This is a genomic window from Haloferax gibbonsii (assembly GCF_001190965.1).
GTDB classification, from domain to species: Archaea; Halobacteriota; Halobacteria; order Halobacteriales; family Haloferacaceae; genus Haloferax; species Haloferax gibbonsii.
Genome location: NZ_CP011947.1, coordinates 835,770 through 857,559 on the forward strand (window position 1 = coordinate 835,770; position 21,790 = coordinate 857,559).

Annotated in this window: 24 protein-coding genes and 1 tRNA gene; 12 read left to right on the forward strand and 13 right to left on the reverse strand. The window is 69.4% G+C overall.

The features are described 5' to 3' along the window. Positions 1-115: 115 nt before the first annotated feature. Positions 116-553 (forward strand): Rieske (2Fe-2S) protein, encoded by a 438-nt coding sequence (locus tag ABY42_RS04415; RefSeq protein ID WP_004972505.1) that lies wholly within the window; start codon positions 116-118, stop codon positions 551-553. Positions 554-842: 289 nt separating this feature from the next. Here the strand turns inward: ABY42_RS04415 and ABY42_RS04420 are convergent. From ABY42_RS04420 to ABY42_RS04430, 3 genes are all read right to left on the reverse strand, one after another. Then, positions 843-915, reverse strand: a tRNA-Thr gene (locus ABY42_RS04420). A 92-nt stretch (positions 916-1,007) separates the two neighbouring features. After that, positions 1,008-1,994 (reverse strand): class I SAM-dependent methyltransferase, encoded by a 987-nt coding sequence (locus tag ABY42_RS04425; RefSeq protein ID WP_050458811.1) that lies wholly within the window; start codon positions 1,992-1,994, stop codon positions 1,008-1,010. 339 nt (positions 1,995-2,333) lie between these two features. After that, a complete protein-coding gene (locus ABY42_RS04430; RefSeq protein WP_004972383.1) occupies positions 2,334-2,804 on the reverse strand; it encodes an HTH domain-containing protein in 471 nt (156 codons plus the stop codon). Positions 2,805-2,981: 177 nt separating this feature from the next. On the opposite strand from ABY42_RS04430, the gene ABY42_RS04435 reads away from it, so the two are divergent. After that, on the forward strand, positions 2,982-3,410 hold the full coding sequence (locus tag ABY42_RS04435) for a universal stress protein (protein ID WP_050458812.1): 429 nt from the start codon (positions 2,982-2,984) through the stop codon (positions 3,408-3,410). 51 nt (positions 3,411-3,461) lie between these two features. On the opposite strand, the gene ABY42_RS04440 is transcribed toward ABY42_RS04435, so the two are convergent. Continuing rightward, positions 3,462-3,902: a universal stress protein gene (locus ABY42_RS04440; RefSeq protein WP_004972377.1), complete on the reverse strand. Its 441-nt coding sequence runs from the start codon at positions 3,900-3,902 to the stop codon at positions 3,462-3,464. A gap of 78 nt (positions 3,903-3,980) precedes the next feature. Here ABY42_RS04440 and ABY42_RS04445 point away from each other — a divergent pair, with 78 nt between their 5' ends. After that, a complete protein-coding gene (locus tag ABY42_RS04445) occupies positions 3,981-4,697 on the forward strand; it encodes a TVP38/TMEM64 family protein (RefSeq protein WP_004972373.1) in 717 nt (238 codons plus the stop codon). Here ABY42_RS04445 and ABY42_RS04450 read toward each other — a convergent pair. Beyond that, complete coding sequence (locus ABY42_RS04450; protein WP_050458813.1) at positions 4,672-7,527, reverse strand: cation-translocating P-type ATPase; 2,856 nt, start codon at positions 7,525-7,527, stop codon at positions 4,672-4,674. The two genes, ABY42_RS04445 and ABY42_RS04450, sit on opposite strands and share 26 nt — an antisense overlap. A 95-nt stretch (positions 7,528-7,622) precedes the next feature. Here ABY42_RS04450 and fdhF point away from each other — a divergent pair, with 95 nt between their 5' ends. Both fdhF and yqeC read left to right on the forward strand, forming a co-directional pair. Then, positions 7,623-9,665, forward strand: a complete 2,043-nt coding sequence (gene fdhF / locus ABY42_RS04455; protein ID WP_050458814.1) for a formate dehydrogenase subunit alpha — start codon at positions 7,623-7,625, stop codon at positions 9,663-9,665. Then, a complete protein-coding gene (gene yqeC, locus ABY42_RS04460) occupies positions 9,658-10,416 on the forward strand; it encodes a selenium cofactor biosynthesis protein YqeC (protein WP_004972368.1) in 759 nt (252 codons plus the stop codon). Before fdhF ends, yqeC begins: the two co-directional genes overlap by 8 nt. Before the next feature lie 84 nt (positions 10,417-10,500). On the opposite strand, the gene ABY42_RS04465 is transcribed toward yqeC, so the two are convergent. The 6 genes from ABY42_RS04465 to ABY42_RS04490 form a co-directional block, all read right to left on the reverse strand. Then, entirely contained in the window at positions 10,501-10,941 is a 441-nt protein-coding gene (locus tag ABY42_RS04465; protein ID WP_004972367.1) for a pyridoxamine 5'-phosphate oxidase family protein, read from the reverse strand. Positions 10,942-11,014: 73 nt separating this feature from the next. Next, positions 11,015-11,491 (reverse strand): universal stress protein, encoded by a 477-nt coding sequence (locus ABY42_RS04470; RefSeq protein ID WP_050458815.1) that lies wholly within the window; start codon positions 11,489-11,491, stop codon positions 11,015-11,017. Between the two features lie 30 nt (positions 11,492-11,521). Next, positions 11,522-11,842: a hypothetical protein gene (locus ABY42_RS04475; protein ID WP_004972360.1), complete on the reverse strand. Its 321-nt coding sequence runs from the start codon at positions 11,840-11,842 to the stop codon at positions 11,522-11,524. A 66-nt stretch (positions 11,843-11,908) separates the two neighbouring features. Then, positions 11,909-14,335, reverse strand: a complete 2,427-nt coding sequence (locus ABY42_RS04480) for a heavy metal translocating P-type ATPase (RefSeq protein ID WP_050458816.1) — start codon at positions 14,333-14,335, stop codon at positions 11,909-11,911. Positions 14,336-14,337: 2 nt separating this feature from the next. Further along, positions 14,338-15,132, reverse strand: coding sequence for a sulfite exporter TauE/SafE family protein (locus ABY42_RS04485; RefSeq protein WP_004972355.1), 795 nt, complete (start codon positions 15,130-15,132; stop codon positions 14,338-14,340). A 1-nt stretch (position 15,133) separates the two neighbouring features. Next, positions 15,134-15,352 (reverse strand): hypothetical protein, encoded by a 219-nt coding sequence (locus ABY42_RS04490; protein ID WP_004972354.1) that lies wholly within the window; start codon positions 15,350-15,352, stop codon positions 15,134-15,136. Positions 15,353-15,517: 165 nt separating this feature from the next. On the opposite strand from ABY42_RS04490, the gene ABY42_RS04495 reads away from it, so the two are divergent. The 6 genes from ABY42_RS04495 (at position 15,518) to ABY42_RS04520 (ending at position 19,241) form a co-directional block, all read left to right on the forward strand. Beyond that, a complete protein-coding gene (locus ABY42_RS04495) occupies positions 15,518-15,745 on the forward strand; it encodes a hypothetical protein (RefSeq protein WP_004972352.1) in 228 nt (75 codons plus the stop codon). After that, positions 15,746-16,285, forward strand: a complete 540-nt coding sequence (locus ABY42_RS04500; RefSeq protein WP_004972350.1) for a cytochrome c oxidase subunit II — start codon at positions 15,746-15,748, stop codon at positions 16,283-16,285. Next, positions 16,285-18,057 carry a b(o/a)3-type cytochrome-c oxidase subunit 1 gene (locus tag ABY42_RS04505; RefSeq protein ID WP_004972349.1) on the forward strand — a complete coding sequence of 591 codons (1,773 nt, stop codon included), beginning with the start codon at positions 16,285-16,287 and terminating at the stop codon, positions 18,055-18,057. The genes ABY42_RS04500 and ABY42_RS04505 overlap by 1 nt, the downstream gene beginning before the upstream one ends. Next, complete coding sequence (locus ABY42_RS04510; RefSeq protein ID WP_004971074.1) at positions 18,054-18,248, forward strand: hypothetical protein; 195 nt, start codon at positions 18,054-18,056, stop codon at positions 18,246-18,248. The genes ABY42_RS04505 and ABY42_RS04510 overlap by 4 nt, the downstream gene beginning before the upstream one ends. 205 nt (positions 18,249-18,453) lie before the next feature. Then, the gene (locus ABY42_RS04515; protein WP_004972345.1) at positions 18,454-18,675 is read left to right on the forward strand and encodes a hypothetical protein; all 222 of its coding nucleotides are present in this window, start codon (positions 18,454-18,456) and stop codon (positions 18,673-18,675) included. A 134-nt stretch (positions 18,676-18,809) separates the two neighbouring features. Next, positions 18,810-19,241, forward strand: a complete 432-nt coding sequence (locus tag ABY42_RS04520; RefSeq protein WP_050458817.1) for a universal stress protein — start codon at positions 18,810-18,812, stop codon at positions 19,239-19,241. A gap of 12 nt (positions 19,242-19,253) precedes the next feature. On the opposite strand, the gene ABY42_RS04525 is transcribed toward ABY42_RS04520, so the two are convergent. Beyond that, positions 19,254-19,655 carry a hypothetical protein gene (locus ABY42_RS04525; RefSeq protein ID WP_004972343.1) on the reverse strand — a complete coding sequence of 134 codons (402 nt, stop codon included), beginning with the start codon at positions 19,653-19,655 and terminating at the stop codon, positions 19,254-19,256. Positions 19,656-19,713: 58 nt separating this feature from the next. Next, positions 19,714-20,778 carry a S1C family serine protease gene (locus tag ABY42_RS04530; protein WP_050458818.1) on the reverse strand — a complete coding sequence of 355 codons (1,065 nt, stop codon included), beginning with the start codon at positions 20,776-20,778 and terminating at the stop codon, positions 19,714-19,716. Between the two features lie 204 nt (positions 20,779-20,982). Here ABY42_RS04530 and ABY42_RS04535 point away from each other — a divergent pair, with 204 nt between their 5' ends. Continuing rightward, positions 20,983-21,642 carry a bifunctional 4-hydroxy-2-oxoglutarate aldolase/2-dehydro-3-deoxy-phosphogluconate aldolase gene (locus ABY42_RS04535; RefSeq protein WP_050458819.1) on the forward strand — a complete coding sequence of 220 codons (660 nt, stop codon included), beginning with the start codon at positions 20,983-20,985 and terminating at the stop codon, positions 21,640-21,642. Positions 21,643-21,790: the final 148 nt, after the last annotated feature.

The window sequence follows — 21,790 nt, forward strand, 5'->3', positions numbered from 1 at the left end:
CGACTGTCGGGTCGTTTGGGACCGGTTTACCTCGGCGTAGCCGACGGAGGCGGTTCGGGAATCCGTTTCGCCGGCGCCGATAGCTACTTTTCGACCCGGTCGATAGCTGTGTCCGATGGTCGATGGAACCCGAGTCGCGGCCGTAGACGACGTCCCCGAAAACGGGTCGTACCTGTTCACCGCGGAGGACGCGTATTCGCGGACGAAAGAGCTCATCCTCGTCCGATGCGACGACGAGTCGGGCATCGAAGCGTGGCCGAACACGTGCACCCACGAGAACCAGCGGTTCGACCGCGGGACCGGTGCGGCGATGCGCGACGGCGAGATCATCTGCCCGAAACACGGGTCGATGTTCGACGCCTGTTCCGGCGCGTGCGAAAACGGCGAGGCGGCCGGTACCAGTCTCCCCGAGGTGGATGTCACGGTCGCCGACGGCGGCGTCTTCCTGATTGACGACGAGTACACCTATCTCTACGAGGGCGCGGCCCGAGATGACGAGGACGACGAGGATGACGACGATATTCCGAGTTCGACGTCACACATCGGATTTTAGGCCGCCCCTGCGACGCCCCGCCGCCGCGACCGTCGGTGCAGTGGTTGCCTACTGGTCGGAACCGGGCGAGAAGACGCGCTCGGGTCTCGACGCGCTTAGGTCCGGCTCGGGTTCGAGTTCGACGACGTTTCGACGCGGGCTGACCGCCGTTCGCACGGCGACTACTCGAACGGGTTAGTCGACGCTCGCCTTTTCGGAGCGTCCACAACTACTCAGAGATGGGCGCGTGGTTCTGACGCGGCTGCTGCGGGATGGACCATCATCTCTGGGTTTTGAGTTCGGCAGAAAGAGCCGGTGGAGGGATTTGAACCCTCGGCCTATTCCTTACGAAGGAATCGCTCTGCCAGCTGAGCTACACCGGCGCGGTGGGCTTTCGAACGCATTCTTCCGTACCCCGGTTACGTAATTAAGACTTGCGAATCAACCCGGTGTCTGCCGTTCGGCACCAGCTCGCTCACGTCCGCTTCGTCAGGCGAACGTCGAGACAGACGTTGTACTCGTGGGGGGCGTACGACCGGACGACGTGCTCGGTTACGACTTCGACCTCGTACGCCGGCTCGGCGGCGGCGCGGACGGCGGCCAGTCCCGGTCCGAACGGGTCGTCCTCGTGTTGGATGTCGTAGAGGTGAATCACGCACTCGTCGCTCGCGAGGCGGACCGCCGTGTCGAGGAAATCGCTGGCGCTGTGCGGGAGATTCATGATGAGTCGGTCGGCCCAGCCCTCGTAGTCGGCGGCGACCTTGCGCACGTCGCCGTGAATCGCGGTGAGTCGGTCGGCCACGTCGTTCCGCTCGGCGTTCTCGCGGAGGTACTCGACTGCCGCCTCGTTGAGGTCGCAGGCGACGACTTCCGCGCCCGCGGCGGCGGCGGGGACCGCGAAGGGGCCGACGCCGGCGAACATGTCGAACACGCGCTCGCCCTCGCGAATCGCCTCGACGACGCGGTGGCGCTCGGTCGCCAGCCGCGGCGAGAAGTAGACGGTGTCGATGTCGAGCCGGAACTCGTGGCCGTACTCGCGGTGGACCGTCTCGGTCGAGTCGCCGACGAGCACGTCCCAGTCGCGGACGCGGAGCTCGCCTTTGACCTTCGAGGCGCGGTTGACGACGGTCTCGGCCTTGAGGTCTGAGGCGACGATGGCGTCGGCGATGTCGCGGGCGCGGTCGGGGTCGTCCTCGTCAAGGATGACGATGTCGCCGAGTCGCTCGTACGAGGGTTCGAAGCCGAGCAGGTCGGCGGGCGTGGTCTGCGTCTCGCGGGTGGGTGGCTCGTAGTCGACGACCGTCAGGTCGTCGGGGACGGCGTCGGCGTCGACGACGGGAATGTAGAGGGTCCCCTCGGCGACGGTAATCTCGTGGTCGTGGTCGAGCAGGCCGGCGTCGGCGAGGCGCCGGCGCGCCGCCTCGCCGGACTCGCGGGGCACGCGGACGCAGGGGACGTTCATACCCCCACCACTACACGGCTCCGAGTAAGGGTGACGCTTCGCCCCGGACGTATATACGACCCTGATGTATCAGGGACCAAGTATAGATGACTGGCGAGGAAACGATGATTCGCCCACACTCTCGACGACAGTCGTCGTTCGAGTGGGGTGCCTCTGACACGGTCGGGCCTTGCCCGGGCCCACTTCCGGTACCGAGTCTGGGGCGAGTGATTCGGGCGTACGCCGCCGGAATCGCGTCCGTCGATGGCGACGTTTCTCGCGGAACACATCGTTCGAAAATCGACCGTCTCGACCGGGTGGCGTTGTTTTCGTAGCCACGAGTCGGAGACTCGTCCCCGCTTACACCTCGACGTGCTCGCGGTCGATACCGAGGAACGACTCGGCGGTCTCGACCCAGTCGGCGAGCGTTCGAGTCCCATCGTCTCGCTCGTGCGGATAGACGGCCTCGATTTCGTCGTCGCGGAAGACGACGCCCAGCGTCGGCGGAAGGACGACCGCGTCGTGTTCGGGGCCCATCCGGCCCGACCCGACCGTCGCCCGCTCGTCGAGCGTCGGGAGCGCGACCCCTTCCGTTCGCGCCCACAGCCGACACTCGGCGAGTCGCTCGCGGACGACCGCGTCTCGTTTCGTCGGCGCGGTGTCGGACTCGACATCCACCTCGCGCCCCCACGTCCGGACGCACACGTCGTCGACGAGCCCTTCGTCCGCGAGCCGTTCGAGTCGGACCACCAGCGTCTGGTGTTCCTCGCCGAGGCCGTCCCGAATCGGACGAATCCACAGTTCTACCCTCCGTTGTTGGTCGGTCTGCATGCTCCTCACCACCCGGATTACGATACGCTCGCTCCGGACATAAGGCGGACTCTTCCTTCCCGGTGGCCGGGAATCGAGACGGTGGTGGCGGGGCTTCGGTCGGCCGTGAGGTGACCGGAGGCCGAAGCCCGGGCGACCGGGTTCGGTTTTATTCGCTCGGCGCGCGTCTGTGACGGCATGTTCGACCACATCCTCGTCCCGACCGACGGCAGCGACCACGCGGTCCGCGCCGCCGAGTACGCGGTCGACCTCGCGGCGACCTACGGGGCCGCGCTCCACGTCCTCTACGTCGTCGACGTTCGGACCGGACACGCGGACGCGCCCGTCGACGACGGCGATTCCCGGACGCGCGGGGAGGCGGCTGTCGGCGTCGTCGCCGACTTGGCGGCCGACCGCGACGTGCCCGTCGAGACGGAGATTCGGGTCGGCCTGCCGCACGAGACAATCGTCGACTACAGCGAGGAACGCGGCATCGACCTCGTGGTGATGGGCACCCACGGGACGAGCGGGCTGGAGCGATACCTGCTCGGAAGCGTCGCGGAGCGGGTCGTCAGGCTCTCGGACGTCCCGGTGCTGTGCGTACCGCCCGCGGGCGACGGCGAGTGAGGTGCGTCGCTCGGGACTGGCAGACGAGCCGTGAGGCGTGAGTGGCGACCCTCAGCGGACGACCATCACGCTCATCGGCGCACGGCCGGAGACCAACTCGGCGACGCTGCCGAACAGCAGGTCCGTCTCGCCGGCGCGGCCGTGGCCGCCGAGGTAGACGGCGTCGACGCCCTCCCGTCGCGCGAAGTCGACGATAGTCCGCGCGGGGTCGCCGCGGAGGGTCTCGGTCCGGAGTTCCACGCCGCTCCCGTCGGCCAGCGCCGCGAGTTCGTCGAAGATGTCGGCCGCGAGTTCGTCGGCGCGTTCGTACCACTCCTCGGAGCCGTGGAGCGGTTCCGTGCTGATATCCACGTCGAGCGGCGCGCTGTAGCCGGGGTCCGTCGGGTCGATGACGTGCAGGGCGACGACCGTCGAATCGGCGTGCGCGAGGGCCTGTTCGAACGCTCGCTTCGACAGCGGCGAGCCGTCGACGGCGACGAGAATCGTATCCATCACGATTATTCCTACGTCATCTCGACACAAAAACGCTCCCGCGCCGGGTTTTTCTCCGCGGCGTGCGAGGGGCCATCCGTGCTATCCGTCCCCGAACTGTTCGAGTCGCCGCGCGACCGGTGGCGGACGCTCGCGCTCGCCGCCGTCGTCGTCGCCGTCGTCGCGCTCGCCGGCACGACGCTGGTCGACCGCTTCCCGTTTCTCGCCAACCCGACCGCGCTGCGGGCGTGGCTCCTCGGGTTCGGCGCGCTCGCCCCCCTCGCGTTCGTCGGCGTGCAGATCGCGCAGGTCCTCGTCGCGCCCATCCCCGGACAGGCGCTCGGGTTCGCCAGCGGCTACCTGTTCGGCGCGCTCTGGGGGACGGTCTACAGCATGGTCGGCATCGTCCTCGGCACGGCGCTCGCCGTCGGAATCGCGCGGTCTCTCGGTCGCCCGTACGTCGAACGCGTCGTCACCGCCGACGCGCTCTCGGTGTTCGACGACGCGATGGAGACCCACGGGCTGGCCGTCCTCTTTCTCGTGTTTCTGGTTCCCGGCCTCCCCGACGACGCCATCTGCTTCGCCGCCGGCCTCACCGACATCCCGGTCCGCAGGGTCGTCCTCGTCGCGGCGGTGGGTCGGCTCCCCGGCTTCCTGCTCGTGAACCTCGCTGGCGCGGCCGCCGCCGACGGCAACGCCGAACTCACCGCGGTCTTCGTCGGCGCGCTGCTCGGTGCGTCGGTCCTCGGCTACCTCTACCGCGACCGGCTCATGGGCGCGCTCGGGTCGCTCACTGGGCAAACAGCCGGTCGTTGAGCCACACCAGACACAGGTTCGCGGCGAGGAACGGGACGAACGCGCCCGCGACCCAGCCCCACTCGGTGAGCCCGAGCGGGACGACGCCGAAGAGGTCCGCGACCGGCGTGTAGAGGAGTACGAGGTGGAGCGCGAGCGACAGCCCGACCGCGCCGAGGAGCCACGGGTTCGAAAGCGGCGACAGCCGGTAGCGGAGCCGCACCGACTGCGTGCGGACCAACTCGGCGGTGACGAGGAAGGTGAAAAGCACCGTCTGGGCGACGACGAGGTCGCCGGACCGAGAGAGCGCGTAGAAGAACACGCCCAGTCCGGTCGCGGTGAGCGCGACGCCGATGCCGAGAATCGAAGCGACGGTCCGGCGGTCGAGGACGCCCTCGTCGCGCGGGCGCGGCGGCCTGCGCATCACGTCGTCCGACTTGGGGTCCGCGCCGAGCGCGAGCGCGGGGAAGCCGTCGGTGACGAGGTTGAGCCACAGGAGCGCGACGGGCGTGATGACGAGCGCCGACTCGGCCGCGAACACCGCGGGGAACAGCGCCGCGCCGAGGAGCGTCCCGAGGAAGACGACGAACACCTCGCCGGCGTTCGCCGACAGCAGGTAGTTGACGAACTTGCGGATGTTGTCGAAGATGCCGCGGCCCTCCGCGATGGCGTCCCGGATGGTGACGAAGTTGTCGTCGCGGAGTACCACGTCCGACGCGCCCTGTGCGACCTGCGTCCCGCGGTCGCCCATGGCGATGCCCACGTCGGCGTTGCCGAGCGCCGGCGCGTCGTTGACGCCGTCGCCGGTCATCGCGACCGTGTAGCCCGCGTCCTGGAGCGCCCGGAGGATGCGGACCTTGTGCTCGGGCGCGACGCGGGCGAACACGTTCGTCTCCTCGACGACCCGGCCGAGTTCCTCGTCGTCCATGGCGGCCACCTCGGTGCCAGTGACGACCGAGTCGGCATCGATGCCGACCTCGCGGGCGATGGCGCGGGCCGTCCGCGGGGTGTCACCGGTCGCCATCGTCACCCGAACCCCGGCGTCGAGGCAGTCGGCGACCGCCTCGGCGACGCCCTCGCGCGCCGGGTCGGTCATGCCCTGTAACCCGAGGAAGACGAGTCCCGATTCGAGCGTCTCGTCGTCGTCGTCGGGGTCCGCACCGGGCGCGTAGGCGAACCCGAGCACGCGGAGGGCGTCGTCTGCGAAGGCGGCCACGGTCGCTTCGACGCGCTCGCGGCGCTCGTCGGTGAGTGATTCGATTTCGCCGTCCACGAGGACGCGGTCGCACCGCGCGACGATTTCCTCGGGCGCGCCCTTCACGAGCGCGACGGGGCCGTCGCCGGGCGCGTCGAACGCGTCGACGACGACCGACATGCGCTTTCGCTCGGAGGTGAAGGGGACTTCGCGGAGCCTCTCGTCGGGGTCGCGCGAGCCGTCGAGGCCCGCGTCGGCGGCGGCGTTCACGAGCGCGACCTCGGTGGGGTCGCCCCGGTGGGCTCCGTCGTCGAGTTCCTTGGTGTCGTTACAGCGAGCCCCGCAGGACAGGAGCGCCGCGAGCGCCGGGTCCGAGTTGGGTTCCGGGTCCGCGGTGGTCGCCGATGCCGAGTCGGCCGTGGATACTGAGTCGGCCGCGGTCGACGCGCCGCCGTCTCCGGAGGCCGTCCCGGCCGACGCCGAACCGCCGTCCAGTTCGACCGTCCGGTCGTCGGGAAGCCACGCGCGGGTGACGGTCATGCGGTTTTCGGTCAGCGTGCCGGTCTTGTCGGTGACGATGTAGTCGACCGCGCCGAGGCTCTCGACGACCGCGAGGTTGCGGACGAGCGCGTTGCGCTCCATGAGCGTCCGCGACCCCAGCGCGAGGGTGAGCGTGACGACCGCCGGAAGTCCCTCGGGGACGGCCGCGACGGCGAGCGTGACGGCGACGAGGAGCACGACCACCGGGTCGGTCGCGGTGAGGAACAGCTGGACCGCCGCGATGAGCAGGATGAGCGCGACGATGCCGACGCCGATGCGGCGGCCGAGGCGGTCCACCTCGATTTCGAACGGCGTCTCGCGCTGGCGGGCCTGCCCGAGTTGGTCGGCAATAGCCCCGAGTTCGGTGTCCATCGCGGTGGCGACGACGACGGCCTCGGCGCGGCCCCTGACCACGGTGGTCCCGGCGTGGAGGACGCTCCCCCGGTCGGCAAGCGCCGCGTCGGCCTCGACGGGGTCGGCCGCCTTGTCCACCGGGACGCTCTCGCCGGTCAGCGTCGATTCGTCGGCCCGGCAGTCGGCCGCGGTGATGATGCGGGCGTCGGCGGGGACGGCGTCGCCCGCTTCGAGGACGACCACGTCGCCCGGGACGACCTCGGTCGCGGGGACCGCCCGAATCGAGCCGCCGCGTCGAACCGTCGCGTCCGGCGTCGCCATCTCCCGGAGCGCCGCGAGCGCCTGTTCGGCGCGGTAGTCCTGCACGAAGCCGAACAGGCCGTTTCCGAGCAGGATGAGTAGGATGAGCGCCGCGTCGGTGTAGCCCGGGTCGCGGCCGGGTAGGAGGCCGACGGCGAGCGAGAGCCCGGCGGCAAAGAAAAGCAGGAGGATGAGCGGCCCGGTGAACTGCGAGGCGAGGAGCGAAAGCGGCGAGACGCCCTCCTCGTCGGCGAGTTCGTTCGGACCGTGTTCGTCGAGTCGGCGGGCGGATTCGTCGGTGTCGAGGCCCTCGCGGCTCGATTCGAGTCGCTCCAGCGCCGCCTCGCGTTCGAGCGCGTGCCACGGGACGTCCTCGCGTCCGCTCGCGTCCTCCGACTCCCGATGCGCGGTTGCCTGCTCGTGCACGGTTCGACCGAACGACACGAGCGGACGTATGTCCACCGGCGATTTTCACGCCGTCGAAGCCGGCGGTACGATGAATATCGTTCGGGCCACACGTTCGACCATGTGTGTGGTGTGTCAGCGTGTCTAATCGGGTGGCGGAACCGAACGAGAGCGTCTGTCCGTACTGCGGCGTCGGCTGCGGCATCCGCTACGACGCCGACCGGGGGAGCGCCGTCGGGTGGAACGGCCCGGTCAACACGCGGGGCGAACTCTGTCCGAAGGGAGCCGCGGCGTGGGACGTGGTCGAACACGACGAGCGCCTGACCACCCCGCTGGTGCGAGTGAACGGCCGGCTCGTCGAGGCGACGTGGGACGAGGCGTTCGACCGCATCGAACGCGAGTTCTCGCGCGCCGTCGCCGACCACGGCCCCGACTCGGTGTTCTTCTTCTCGTCGTCGAACTGCACGAACGAGGAGAACTACCTGCTCCAGAAGGCGGCGCGGGCGCTCGGGACGAACAACATCGACAACTGCGCGCGGCTCTGTCACGCCTCGACGGTGGCGGCGATGGGCGACCGATTCGGCGCGGGGGCGATGACCAACTCGCTTTCGGACCTCGGGGAGGCCGACGTGTTCCTCGTGACCGGCGCGAACCCCGCCGAACAGCATCCGGTCATCTTCCGGTCGTACCTGCTCCCGGCGCTCAAGTCGGGGACGACGATGATTCACGTCGACCCCCGCGAGAACCAGACGACGAAGGCGGCGGACATCCACCTCCCGGTCAGGCCGGGATTCGATATCCCGCTTCTCAACGCGATGGCCGCCGTCGTCGTCGAGGAGGGACTGGTCGACGAGGCGTTCGTCGCCGAGCGGACCACGGGGTTCGAGGCGCTCCGCGAGCACCTCTCGGGACTCGATATCGACGCGGAAGCCGAGCGCGCCGGCGTCGACCCCGCCGACCTCCGCGCCGCCGCGAGAGCCTACGGCGAGGCGGGCCGCGCGGCCATCTTCACCGGGATGGGAATGAGCCAACACCACTACGGCACCGACAACGTGCAGGCGCTCATCAACCTCCCGCTCCTGACCGGCAACGTCGGGAAGGCGGGCACCGGCGTCAACCCGCTCCGCGGGCAGAACAACGTGCAGGGCGCGGGCGACGTGGGCGCGCTTCCGAACGTCCTGCCGGGGTATCGACCCGTCACCGACGACGACGCCCGCGCCGCCGTCGCCGACGTGTGGGGGTTCGAACCGCCCGCCCTGCCGGGACTCACGGAGGTCGAAGCGACCCACCGCTTCGGCGACGAGGTGCGAGCGACCTACGTCTTCGGCGAGAACCCCGCCGTGACCGAGCCGAACGCGAACCGCGTCCGCGAGGCGTTCGAGGCGCTCGACTTCTGCGTCGTCCACGACGTGTTCCCGACCGAGACGACCGAGTTCGCCGACGTGGTGCTCCCCGGGAGCGTCTGGGCCGAGAAGTCGGGGACGGTGACGAACACCGACCGGCAGGTCATCCGGATGAACCGAAACGTCGAGCCCCCGGGGGACGCCCGCGCCGACCTCGATATCCTCCGGGAGTTCGCCGCCCGCGTGGCCGGCCTCGACGCGCCCGCGACCCCCGAGGGCGTCTTCGACGAACTCCGGCGGGTGACGCCCATCTACGCCGGCATGTCCTACGAGGGAATCGGCACGGGAAGCCAGCGCTGGCCGTTCCCGGTTGGCGCGACCGAGGGGACGGCGATTCTCCACGCCGACGCGTTCGAATCCGGGTCGAAGACCGCCCCGTTCCGGGTGGTCGAACACGTCGACCCGGCGGACCCCGCCGCCGACGGCGAACTCGTACTCATCACGGGGCGGGTCCTCCAACACTTCAACAGCGGCGCGCTCACCCGGCGGTCGGGCGTGCTGATGCGGATGCGCGGCGAGGACTCCCTACAGATTCACCCCGACGACGCCGCCGCTCGCGGCATCGAAGACGGCGCGACCGTGCGCGTGGAAAACGACCGCGGCGGTGTCACGGTCGCGGCCGAGGTGACGCCCGCGGTCCGCCGCGGGACCGTCTTCGCCACGTTCCACTACGCGGAGCCGCTCGTGAACCGGCTGACGGGCGACGCGCTCGACCCGGTGGCGAAGATTCCCGAGTACAAACACAGCGCCGTCCGCGTGGCGGTCGAGCCGGAGGTGGCCGCCGATGACTGACGAACCGTTCGCGTCGTCTACATCGCCCCCGACGCTCGCCGACGCGCTCGGCATCGGCCCCGACGACCTCGTCTGCGCCGTCGGCGCGGGTGGCAAGAAGTCGCTTCTCTACCGGCTCGCCCGCGACCTCGACGGCGTGGTCACGAGCACCGTCCGCATCCCCATCTTCGACGACGAGGTCGCCGAAGTCATCGTCACGGACGACCCCGAGACTGCGGTCGCGGAGACGCCGACCCGCCCGCTCGGCGTCGTTCCGGAGCGCGAGCGCTCCGACCGCTACCGCGGCTACGACCCGGCGACGGTCGACCGAGTCGCGCGCGCCACCGACGACGTGGTGCTCGTCAAGGCCGACGGGGCGCGGTCGCGCTGGCTGAAAGCCCCCGGCGAGGACGAACCGCAACTCCCCGACACGGCGGACCTCGTCTGCCCGGTCGCCAGCGTCCGGGTCGTCGGCGAGCCGCTTTCCGACGAGCGCGTCCACCGACCGGAACTCGTCTCCGACGTGTCGGGCACGGCCGTCGGCGACCCGATATCCGAGTGGGACGTGGCCGCCGTGCTGTCGAACGACTGCGGCGGGATGAAAGACGTGCCCGAGACGGCGCGGGTCGTCCCGGTGCTCAACATGGTCGACGACGAGCGACTGGCCGAGACGGCCGAGGAAATCGCCAGGTGGCTCTGTGAACACCCGCGCGTCGACCGAGTGGTGGCGACGTCGCTCGCCGCCGACGAGCCGGTCGTCGGGTTCTACTGACCCGGCTCCCGGTCCCGGAGGGCTCTTTCTACCGCACCGCGATGGCTCCTGCCAGCGGGGAGCGGGGCTCGGCCGCGAGGCGGCTTATCTGGCGGTTTCGCGGCCCGTCAGCTCGTCGAGTTCGAGTTCGACGAGGTGGAACTCGAGGTCGTCGACCTCCTCGTCGAACACCCGGACGCCGCCGAACAGTTCGTTGATAGTCGTCGCGTCGGGGCGCTCGTCGTCCGGGAGGACGCGAATCGGCCCGCGGGCCATGATACTCCACGAGTCTTTGCCCGCGTCCTCGTAGCAGACGAACGTCGCCTCCTCGGTCTCCTCGATGAACGCGAACTTCTCGCTTCGCCCGTCGTCGGTCAGGCGGAACAGGAGTCGACCGCCGTCGGCGTCGTAGGAGACGTGCGCGGGAATCGCGTAGGAGCGCCCGCCGTCGGCCAGCGACAGCACGCCCGACGAGGCGTTCGAAAGCCGTTCGGTGACGGTCTCGGGGTCGGTCCCGACGGTGTAGACGTACCTGATATCTCGCATACGTGACGTTCGCGGCCGCGACACATGAAACGGTGGTGCGCGAGGCGAGTTCGCTGGACGACGGGTCGGGGATTCAGGGGAGATAGAAGTGCGACTTCGGGAACCGTCTGTGGATTTCCGGGGACGCGTGGCGGACGATGTGCACGTCGTGGGAGTCGTCGCTCGCGACGTTCCCGCCGACGCTGACGAGCGGGACGATGACGCGGCCAGCGTTCTCGCTGCCGACGAAGATGACGCTCGCGTCAGTCTCGGACGCGACCGCTTTGAGTTCCGCGACGATGTTCCCCGGGGCTGGGTTTCGACCGACCGACACGGCCCGAAACGACGCCGACGGTGCGATGTCGACCGCGGTTTTGTGGAGTTCCCCGACGACCGTCTGGCGGTCGAAGACCTCCCGCGACGGGACCCATCCCGCCTCGACGGCGTACTTCGAATCGTCCGGGACGACGGCGACGGCGAGCACGTCGTGGCCGGTTGCCGGTGCGAACCGCGCGGCCCTGTCGAGCGCCGCGTTCGCCAGCGCGGAGCCGTCGTAGGCAACGAGATACATGTCTGCCGGTCGTGCGGCGGCCGTGATAAATCAGTCGTCGGCTATCGATTCGACCCGCTCGCCGGACACCGAGAGTCGGTCGAGCGCGTCCTGTGCGGCGTCGCTCACGGCGTCCGCGTCTCGGTAGGAGTCGCCGAGGCCGACCTCCCGGCGGTGCCACTCCCCGTCGGCGAACGCGAAGATGTCGACCCACCAGTAGAGCGTCAGCCCGCGCGCGAACTCGGTGATGGTGACGCGTCGGTCCGAGTCGGGCGACTCGTAGACGGTCTTAGCGCTCGCCTCGTCGGTGTCCACGTCGGTCTCGACGGTCCACCCCTCCGGAACGGCGAGCGAGAAGGGGTCGTCTGTCATTATCGTTCCCGACGAGGCGGAGCGACTTGATTGGTCCGCTTTCGGCGACCGTCTCGAGAAGGTGTCTCAGTCGAGCGACCGCGCCGAGTTGGCGACGACGAGCAGGCTCGACGTGCCCATGGCGACGGCGGCGAAAAGCGGGTTGAGCACGCCGAGGGCGGCCAGCGGGATGGCGACCGCGTTGTAGCCGAACGCCCACGCGAGGTTGCCGCGGATGCGGCGGTTCACCCCGGCCGAAAGCGAGAACACCTCGGGTATCGCGTCGATGGCGCGGCCGACGAGCACCGCGTCGGCGGCGTCGCCCGCGATGTCCGTCCCCGTGCCGAGCGCGATGCCGATGTCGGCGGCGGCGAGCGCGGGCGCGTCGTTGCTCCCGTCGCCGACCATCGCCACGGTCCCCCGGGTTCGGAGGCGCTCGACCGTCTCGGCTTTCGCCTCCGGCGGGACGCCCGCGAACACGTCTGTCACGTCCGGGTGGTCGCGGAAGCGTCGCGCGGCGCGCTCGGAGTCGCCCGTGAGCACCACGACCTCGCGGCGGCCACCCTCGGCGACGGCGGCGACCACGTCGTCCCACGCCGCCCGCGGTTCGTCGCCGACGACGAGCACCGCCCGAGAGCGTCCGGCCCATCCGACGACGACCGGGACCGCGCCCTCGTCGCGAGCGGCCTCGACGGCGGTCTCGTGAACCGGCGCGAGCGTCACGCCCTCGTCGCGGAGGAGGTCGGGGTGGCCGACGACGACGCGCTCGCCGTCGACTTCGCCCGAGACGCCGCGGTCGTGGACGGTCACGTCATCGGCCGAGACCTCGGGAACCGACGCGCCGGCGTCCTCGGCCGCCTCCACGACGGCGGTCGCGAGCGGGTGGGCGGAGAAGCGTTCCAGCGCGGCGGCCGCGGCGACTGCGGCGGTCTCGTCGCCGACGACCCGAAGGACCGCCATGTCGCCGTCGGTGAGCGTCCCGGTCTTGTCGAAGACGACCACGTCCACGTCGGGGACGGCCTCGAAGACGGCCTCGGAGGCGACGACGATGCCCCGACTCGCGGCCTCCTTGATTCCCGAGGCGACCGCCAGCGGCGTGGCGAGGCCGAGCGCGCAGGGACACGAGACGATGAGGACCGTGAGGCCGACGAGGAGCGCGTCCGTCGGCGTGCCGCCGCTGAACAGCGTCCAGCCGAAGGCGACGGCGGCGAGGACGAGCACCGTCGGGACGAAGATGGTCGCCAGTTTGTCGGCGAGGCGCTGGACGCCCGAGCGGGCGCTCTGGATGTCCCAGAGCAGTTCGACCAGCCGGTCGAGCGTGCTCGTCGCGTCCTCGCCGACCGCGACGACGAGCGGGCGGTCGGTGACGACGGTCCCGCCGAGCACGTCGTCGCCGGGGCGTTTCGTCCGCGGCATCGACTCGCCGGTGACGAGCGCCTCGTCGACCGCGGCGGTCCCCTCGCGGACGGTGCCGTCGACCGGGACGCGCTCGCCCGGCCGGACTTCCACGAGGTCGCCCGGTTCGAGCGCGTCGAGCGCGACCATCTCGACGGCGTCGCCGGCACCGTCAACGCCGCCTTCGACCCTGCGGCGGGCCTCCGAGACGCGGGAGGCCGCGAGGTCCGAGAGCATCCCGGCGGCCTTCCGCTTGATGCGGTCCTCGTAGTAGTTGCCGAGCGTGACGACGAGGATGATTGCGACGGTCACGTCGAAGTAGACGTGGGTCTCGCCGACGAGGACGGCGGCCGTCGAGTAGACGTAGGCGCTCGTCGCCGCCAGCGAGACGAGCAGGTCCATGTTCGGCTGGCCGGCGCGGAGGCTGACGAGCGCCCCGCGGAGGATGGGAAAGCCGGTGTAGAACAGGACGATGGAGGTCATCACCCAGATGTTGCCGAGGATGTAGATGCCGTCGAACACGCCGAGTTCGACGACCGGTTGGACGCCGACGTAGGTCGGGTACAGAAACAGGACGTACCACAGCATCACCATCATGCCGAAGACGCCGCCGCCGATGACGAACCGGGCGACCTGATTGTCGGACCGCTCGGCGGCCTCGCGCTCCTCGGGGTCGCGCGTGCCGTAGCCGTAGCGCGCGAGCGTCCCCGACAGGCCGTCCAAGTCGGCGGTCTCCGGGTCGTAGGTGACCCGGACCATGTCGTTGGCGTAGCTGGCCTCCGCGGCGTAGACGCCCTCGCAGGTCCGCGCGGTCCCGGAGACGAACGCCTCGCAGGTGGCGCAGTGCATCCCGTCGACGGCCATGTACGTTCGCTCGGCGTCGTCGGGCACCTCGTCGGCCCCGCCCGCGAGTTCGCGCTCGACCGTCTCCGGGTCGGCGCTCGCGGCGTCGCCGAGCGCGCGGGTGATTTCGAGACAGCCGCGACAGCAGAACTCGCCGGACACGTCGTCGCCGGTGACGGGCGGCGTCGGCGTCGGCAGTCCGCAGAGGTCACAGCCCTCGGCGTCGGCGTCGCTCCCGGCGCCGGCCGACCCGCGGGACCGCGTCGTGGTCGACATCGTCACAACGGTTGGTAGAAGGGCACGTGAAGGTGCGGGACCGACACGCCCAGAAGCATCAGCCCGTGGGACAGCGGGATGTAGCCGAGGACGAGGAACGCCGCCCCGAGCGCCCGGTGGAGCGTCGCCCGCCGCCGCGCCGAGACGCGCCCGAGGAGCGTCCCGTAGAGGAACAGCGTCGGAATCGTCCCGAGGCCGAGCAGACCGAGCAGGGCGGCGGCCCGGAGCGGTTCGCCCGTCGAGAAGGCGTAGAGGTACGCCGGATAGATGATGGGACACGGGAGCAGGCCGTGAATCGCCCCGAGGCCGAGGATTCGCGGGCCGCCGACGAGCCTATCGACCCGGGCGGTCGCCCACCCGCTGACGCGGCCGAACAGGCGCGTCACCGCGGTCGGGGTGAACCGGTCGATGGCGGCCGACTGCCCGACGAGGTAGCCGACGCCGGTGAGGATGATCGCGCCCCCGACGAGCAGGCCGGTCGTCGCGCGGACGCCGCTCCCGACGGCGGCGACCGAGTCGAACGCGTCGAAAAACAGGCCGCCGACGAGGGCGAAGACGGCCCCGATGGCCGCGTAACTCAGCGCCCGGCCGACGTTGAACAGGGCGTGTTGCCGGACCTGTCGGACGGTGAGCGACCGGCGGTCGACGCCCTCGCGGTCGGCGAGGCGGTCGGCGTAGACGCTGACGAGCGGGCCGCACATCCCGAGGCAGTGCGCCCCGCCGAAGAGGCCCACGAGGAGGAACGCGACGGCCTCGGGCGTCGCGGCCGGCAGTCCGAGCGAGATGCCGCCGTCCATCTCAGGCGGCGTGTTCGCCGTCGGTCTCGGCGTCGCCGTCGCCGTCGTGACCGTGGCCGCCCTCGGTCGGACTCATCAGGAAGTAGATGACCGCGGAGATGAGGAGCACGTTGACGGCCGTGACGACGCCCGCGAGGGGGTTTTTCGTCACGCCGAAGATGACCGCTGGCAGGAGCGCGAGCAGTGCGACGGTTCCGGCGCGTCGTGGCGTGAGTTCCATACCGGTCCATTCGCGACCACGGTGTTTCTGATTTCGCCCATTCCCACCGCGTTGGAATGGGGTGTTGCGTTAAAGTCCCGTTCTTCCTCATGACCGGGTATGGCCGTTGATTCGACAGCAGAGGGAGCCGCGTCCTCTGCCGCGCGCACTTCCACCGACGGAGGCGTGCCAGCAAACGCGGATTCCCAAGGTGATTCCGGGCAGGCAGACCCCCCGGTCGACTCCATCGTCGGGACGGCCGACGACGGCATCGTTCGCGAACTCGGGCACGACGATTTCGACCCGGTCGGGACGCTCGTGATCGTCCTCATCTACATGGCGATTCTCATCGGCATGTGGGTGTTCATGTACTTCGTCGAGTTCCTCGGACGGGGTCTCACGGTGGTGGGATAGATGGAGATTCACGCCTACGAGAAACTCTGGTTGGCGCTGGCGCTCGTCCTCATCGTCGGGTTCATCGGGACGATTACCTACGGGGCCGCCGGCGCGGGAATCGACATGATAGACGACAAGGGCGGAACGGTCGACCCGGCGACGCTCGACCAGCATCCGAAGTTCGGCGACCCCGGCATCGAACGCAACGGCGAGAACAGCTACGACGTGTACGTCGTCGCTCGCCAGTTCGTCTTCGAACCCGGCACGACCGAACCGCTCCGCGTTCCCGCCGGCAGCACGGTCACGTTTCACGTGACCGCCGCCGACGTTATCCACGGCTTCGAGGTCGTCGGCACGAACGCGAACACGATGGCCATCCCCGGGCAGGTCGCGGAGTTCACCGTCGAGTTCGGCGAGCCGGGCGAGTACGGGATGCTGTGCAACGAGTACTGTGGCTCCGGCCACCACGTGATGGAAGGGAAGATTGTGGTTATGGAACAGGAAGAATTCGACAGTTGGTACGACCAGCAACAGGCACAAGGGGAGGCTGAGAACTGATGGCGACCGCATCCGGCGGCGGCGGCGAGTTCGTCGATAAGTTCCCCGACGAGGCGGCGATCATCAAGGCGAGTTTCCTCATCGCGTTCGTCTCGCTCGGCATCGGTGCCTTCTTCGGCCTCGTCCAGGCGCTCCACCGCACGAACGTCCTCCGCGTCATCGACTCGGCGGACTACTACACCATGCTGACGGGCCACGGCGTGCTGCTCGCCATCGTCTTCACCATCTTCTTCCTCTGTGGGGTGTTCCACTGGGCGGTCGCCAGAAGCCTCGACCGACCCGCCGAAAGCGCGCTGTTTTCGTGGGCGTGGGTCGGCCTGATGACGACGGGCGCGGTTCTGGCCACCATCGCCATCCTCGGCGGCTTCGTCCCGAACCTCGGCATGAGCGCGGACGTGCTGTTCACGTTCTACGCGCCGCTCCAAGCCCACCCGATATTCTACATCGGGCTCGCGATGTTCATCGTCGGGACGTGGCTCTCCGGCGCGGACTGGTTCCTCTCCTACCGCGCGTGGCGAAAGGACCACCCGGACGAGCGCATCCCGCTGCAGACGTTCATGGTCCTCACGACCATGATTATGTGGTACATCTCCACCCTCGGCGTCGCCGTCTCGGTGGTGTTCTTCCTCATCCCGTGGTCGCTCGGCCTCATCGAGAGCGTCAACCCGCTTCTGACGCGGACGCTCTTTTGGTACTTCGGCCACCCCATCGTCTACTTCTGGCTGATGCCGGCGTACCTGCTTTGGTACACCGTGCTCCCCAAACTCGCGGGCGGTCGCCTGTTCAGCGACCCGCTCGCACGCGTGGTGTTCCTCCTGTTCCTCCTGCTTTCGACCCCGGTCGGGATTCACCACCAGTACCTCGACCCGGGCATCGCGGAGGGCTTCAAGTTCATCGCCATGACGAACACGATGTTCCTACTCCTCCCGTCGCTGCTCACGGCCTTTACGGTCGTCGCCAGCGTCGAACACGGCGCGCGCCAGCGCGGCGGTGAGGGCTACCTCCGCTGGCTCGGCGCGCTCCCGTGGCGCGACCCCGCCTTCACCGGGATGGCCCTCGCGGGTGCGATGTTCGCCGCCGGCGGCTTCTCGGGCATGATAAACGCCGGGATGAACATCAACTACCTCATCCACAACACGCTGTGGGTGCCGGGGCACTTCCACCTCACCGTCGGCACGGCCGTCGCGCTGACGATGATGGCCGGCTCGTACTGGCTCGTCCCGCAGGTCACGGGCACGAAGCTCTACAGCCGTCCCATCGGCCTCCTGCAGGTCATCATGTGGTTCGTCGGCATGGTGTTCATGTCGAACGCGATGCATCGCGCCGGCCTCGCCGGCATCCCGCGGCGCACCGCCGAACCGCAGTACCAGAACTTCGAGTTCCTGACGCCCATCGGGAGCATCTTCGAGCTTCGGGTGCAGATCGCCCTCGGCGGGACCCTCCTGTTCCTGTCGGTGGTGCTGTTCCTGTTCAACATCCTCCTGACCTCGCTCGGCGAGGAGTCCGACCGGCCGGTCGATTCGTACCTCCCCGAGCCGCTTTCGGGGCCCGAGGGGAGCCCGCGTATCCTCGACAACCTCGCGATGTGGACCGGTATCGCGGCGGTGCTCGTCGTGCTCGCGTACACGCTCCCGCTGGCCGGCATCATCCAGAACGGCGGCGGACTGTTCGGCGGCGGCCTGCCCGTTCCGGCGACCGTCTCGGCCGGCTTCGACCTCGTGATGACGACGGTCACGAGCGCGTTCAACACCCTCTGGGGGGTCGTCGCGTGAAGCTCACGAAGGCGCGGGCGCTCATCCTCATCGCGTTCAGCGTCCCCGTCGCCATCGAACTGCGCACGGTGGCGGGCTTCTTCAACGTCGAGCTCCCGCTCATCGCCGTGGCGGTCATCGAGTTCCTCTTTCTCGCCCTGCTGTTCGTGCTGTACGGGCTCTACGGCGAGGGGTCGGAGTCGGCGGCGTAGCCGACGACTCGAACAACGCTTCGACAGACCGAGCGCTCGTTTCGACGCCTGATTTTCCGATTCGTTGCCGCGAACTCCTCCACGCGACGGCCGCCGTATCGACATAAAACCCCCGCGATAGCGTGGGAGACGACCGCTTCGTTTCCCGGTCGCTGGGAAGCAGTCTCCGTTTATATTCGGTCGTTTCGCGTAGGTACAAGCGATCATGAGCAACCTCGACTTGATGAAGGCCGGAATCGGCCTCGCGGTCGTCATCGGCATCGTCCTCACGGCGGTCGCCGGCTACGCGCTGTTCGCAACGTTCGGCGGTATCGAAGGCCTGACCGTCGCGCCGGAACTCCTCGTCTCCGTCCTCTTCGGCGGCCTGCTCGTCGCGGCCGCCGCGGGCGTCCGGCAGGTCGCTCCCCGGCCCCGAACCCGTATCTGAGCGTTCGAACCGGCCGCACGACCGACTCCGCTGGCCTCCGTTCTCCGTCACCCGACCCGCCGAGCGACCGCGCCGACCCGACGGCCGCGTCGTCGAGGCGAAAAGCGATACCGCTCGAACACCAATAGAATGACATGTACCACACCGTCCTCGTCCCCACCGACGGCAGCGCCCGCTCCCGCGCGGCGGCCCGTCGCGCTATCGACCTCGCGGGCGTCTACGGTGCGTCGATTCACGCCCTCGCGGTCATCGACACCGCCGACCTCGGACTGTGGACCGCTTCCGACGTGCCGGTCGAGCGAGTGCAGGCGAGCCTCCGCGACGACGCCGAGATGGCCGTCGAAGAGGTCGCGTCGCTCGCCGCGGACGCGGGCGTCCCCTGCGAGACGGCGGTCAGAATCGGCGTGCCGTACCGGGAGATACTCGACGCGACGGCCGAGGCCGACGCGGACCTCGTGGTGATGGCGACGCACGGACGGACCGGTCTCGAACACGCGGTTCTCGGGAGTACGACGGAGCGGGTCGTCAGGCTCTCCGACGTGGCGGTATTGACGGTCAGGGAGTGAGTCGACCTCGGCTCAGACCAACGCTCTGAACCCGTCGCGGAGCGCCCGCCGGCCGTAGACCGCGAGGCCGACGGCCCCGGCCGCGCCCAAGAGGAGCGGAATCACGTCGAAGCCGTCGACCGCAAGCCGGAGCGCGCCCCAGACGAGGAACGCGGCGGCCTGCGCGACGTAGAACGCGAGCGTCTCGTTGAACGGGACGAACCCCCCGGCGAGGAAGACGACACAGAGGAGCGCGATGCCGATAACGTCGACGCTCGTCGGCGGGAGCCAGCCGAGCGCGACCGCGCCGACTGCGAACGCGCAGAAAACGACGCCGACGGCGAGCCGTAGCGGCGCGATTTCGGCGAACAGCGATTTGTCCGGCGGGACGACGTTCGAACCGCCGTCGGTCAGGGTCGTCGATGTCGGAGGCACAGTCGCACGTTCGTCCGGAACTGTCAAAATTCTATTCTCTGGTCCGGCCGCGGTCCGCTTACTCCACGGGGATGCGACTGCCGCCGTCCCTGTCGGTCCGGTCGTCGCGGTCGACGGCGGGGCGCTCGTCGAGTTCGACGACGAGCGTCAGCGGGTCGCCCCCGCGGACGATGCCGACGGCGACCGGTTCGCCGGGTCGCGTCTCGGTGATGAGGTAGCGCATCAGTTCCTCGTGGGTGCGGACCGGGTTGCCCTCGATGGCGACGAGCACGTCGCCGCCGACGGGAATCGAAGCGCCGCGGTAGTCGGCCGATTCGTGACAGCCGCGGAGGAACCCCTCGTCACTGTCGGCACCGGCGGCGTCGACGACGAGGACGCCGTGAGGCGCGTCGAGGCCGTTCGCCTCGGCGACGGTCGGCGTCACGTCGAGGGTGCGCGCCCTGAGGTACGAGTGGCGGTAGCGGCCGTCGGCGACGAGGGCCGGAAGGATGCGGTTGGCGATGACGGGCGAGACGGCGAAGCCGATGTTGTCGCCCTGTTTAGCGCGGTTGACGCCGACGACCTCGTAGCCGGGGTCGGCGGTGTCGCCGCCGTCGGCGGGCGAGTCGCCCTCGGGGGCGGCGAATCCGACGAGCGGCCCGCCCGAGTTCCCGGGGTTGATGGGTGCGTCCGTCTGGACCACGTCCGGGATGGCGAACCCGTTCGAGGTGGGAAGCGACCGGTTCGCCCCGGAGACGATACCCGCGGAGATGGAGCCGTCGAGCCCCAGCGGGTTGCCGAGCGCGGCCACCGACCGTCCCGGCGCGGGGTTCTCGGTCGCCAGCGGGAGCGCCGCGGCGTCTTCGGGCAGGTCGTCGACGGCGACGACGGCGAGGTCGGTGTAGGCGTCCGCGCCCACGACCTCGCCGACGCGCCACGACCCGTCGGCAAAGCGGAGTTCGACCCGGCCGGCGTCTGCGGCGTCGGCGAGCCGAGAGACGTGCTCGTTGGTGACGAGATGCCGGTCGTCGTAGACAAAGGCGCTCCCCGCCCCGCCGGGCCGACGGCGGCCGCCGACGTAGACGGAGACGACCGAGGGGATGACGTCGCGGTACAGCGCTTCGAAATCGGGATACGTTGGCATGGTGGTGCGACGGGGCGGCACATACCGCCGGGGCGTCGCTTACCTCGGGTTAGCGCCCAGCGGATTTGAGCGTGTCGTGTGGTGACAGCCGACACGACTGTCACGGGCGTCGACGCGGTCGGTGGCGGCGGCCGCGGGTCGCGAGCGAAACGATGCCGCGAGGCCCCCAATTTAATACTATCTGTAGTAAACGTCGAGACAGCAATGGTCGCACTCGACGTACACGAGGACATGCAACGACTCGCCGACAGCGGCGTCGTCGCGGTGATGCGCGGCGCGGACGCGGACACCATCATCGACGTGGCCGACGCGCTCCACGAGGGCGGCGTCACCGCCTACGAAATCACGGCCGACAACCCCGACGCGATGGACCTCATCCGCGAGGTGTCGGCGTCCTTCTCGGACCGTGAGGCCATCGTCGGAGCCGGGACCGTCCTCGACGCGCCGACCGCCAACGCGGCCATCCAGGCCGGCGCGGAGTTCGTCGTCGGGCCGAACTTCGACGAGGGCGTCGTCGAGACCTGCAACCGCTACGGGACGCTCGTCGCGCCGGGCATCATGACGCCGACCGAAGCGGTCGACGCGTACTCCGCGGGCGCGGACCTCGTGAAGGTCTTCCCCGCCTCCTCGCTCGGCCCCGGCCACCTCAAGAGCATGAAGGGGCCGCTCCCCCAGATTCCGATGATGCCGACCGGCGGCGTCGGCCTCGACAACGCCGCGGACTACATCGACGCCGGCGCGGTCGTCGTCGGCGCGGGCGGCGCGCTCATGGACGGCGAAGCAATCGAAAACGGCGACTTCGAGGTCATCACCGAGACGGCCCGCGAGTTCTCGAACGTCATCGACGACGCTCGGGACGACTGAGATAGGCGGGGCTGGGTCGCCCGAATCGAGAGGCAGGCTGAACTGGCCGGCTTTTTGACGTTCTCAGTTGGTGCTGAGGTTTGGAGTCGTACTGAACAGCGGCCGCTGATGTATTCTCCGACTGGTTTTCGTCCCCAGTTTCTGTCAC

What these genes read in the sequence shown, in the direction of transcription:
- ABY42_RS04415 (WP_004972505.1), top strand. Translation starts at nt 116, where the DNA reads ATGGTCGATGGAACCCGAGTCGCGGCCGTAGACGACGTCCCCGAAAAC.
- ABY42_RS04425 (WP_050458811.1), bottom strand. Translation starts at nt 1,994, where the DNA reads ATGAACGTCCCCTGCGTCCGCGTGCCCCGCGAGTCCGGCGAGGCGGCG.
- ABY42_RS04430 (WP_004972383.1), bottom strand. Translation starts at nt 2,804, where the DNA reads ATGCAGACCGACCAACAACGGAGGGTAGAACTGTGGATTCGTCCGATT.
- ABY42_RS04435 (WP_050458812.1), top strand. Translation starts at nt 2,982, where the DNA reads ATGTTCGACCACATCCTCGTCCCGACCGACGGCAGCGACCACGCGGTC.
- ABY42_RS04440 (WP_004972377.1), bottom strand. Translation starts at nt 3,902, where the DNA reads ATGGATACGATTCTCGTCGCCGTCGACGGCTCGCCGCTGTCGAAGCGA.
- yqeC (WP_004972368.1), top strand. Translation starts at nt 9,658, where the DNA reads ATGACTGACGAACCGTTCGCGTCGTCTACATCGCCCCCGACGCTCGCC.
- ABY42_RS04465 (WP_004972367.1), bottom strand. Translation starts at nt 10,941, where the DNA reads ATGCGAGATATCAGGTACGTCTACACCGTCGGGACCGACCCCGAGACC.
- ABY42_RS04470 (WP_050458815.1), bottom strand. Translation starts at nt 11,491, where the DNA reads ATGTATCTCGTTGCCTACGACGGCTCCGCGCTGGCGAACGCGGCGCTC.
- ABY42_RS04475 (WP_004972360.1), bottom strand. Translation starts at nt 11,842, where the DNA reads ATGACAGACGACCCCTTCTCGCTCGCCGTTCCGGAGGGGTGGACCGTC.
- ABY42_RS04480 (WP_050458816.1), bottom strand. Translation starts at nt 14,335, where the DNA reads ATGTCGACCACGACGCGGTCCCGCGGGTCGGCCGGCGCCGGGAGCGAC.
- ABY42_RS04485 (WP_004972355.1), bottom strand. Translation starts at nt 15,132, where the DNA reads ATGGACGGCGGCATCTCGCTCGGACTGCCGGCCGCGACGCCCGAGGCC.
- ABY42_RS04490 (WP_004972354.1), bottom strand. Translation starts at nt 15,352, where the DNA reads ATGGAACTCACGCCACGACGCGCCGGAACCGTCGCACTGCTCGCGCTC.
- ABY42_RS04500 (WP_004972350.1), top strand. Translation starts at nt 15,746, where the DNA reads ATGGAGATTCACGCCTACGAGAAACTCTGGTTGGCGCTGGCGCTCGTC.
- ABY42_RS04505 (WP_004972349.1), top strand. Translation starts at nt 16,285, where the DNA reads ATGGCGACCGCATCCGGCGGCGGCGGCGAGTTCGTCGATAAGTTCCCC.
- ABY42_RS04515 (WP_004972345.1), top strand. Translation starts at nt 18,454, where the DNA reads ATGAGCAACCTCGACTTGATGAAGGCCGGAATCGGCCTCGCGGTCGTC.
- ABY42_RS04520 (WP_050458817.1), top strand. Translation starts at nt 18,810, where the DNA reads ATGTACCACACCGTCCTCGTCCCCACCGACGGCAGCGCCCGCTCCCGC.
- ABY42_RS04530 (WP_050458818.1), bottom strand. Translation starts at nt 20,778, where the DNA reads ATGCCAACGTATCCCGATTTCGAAGCGCTGTACCGCGACGTCATCCCC.
- ABY42_RS04535 (WP_050458819.1), top strand. Translation starts at nt 20,983, where the DNA reads ATGGTCGCACTCGACGTACACGAGGACATGCAACGACTCGCCGACAGC.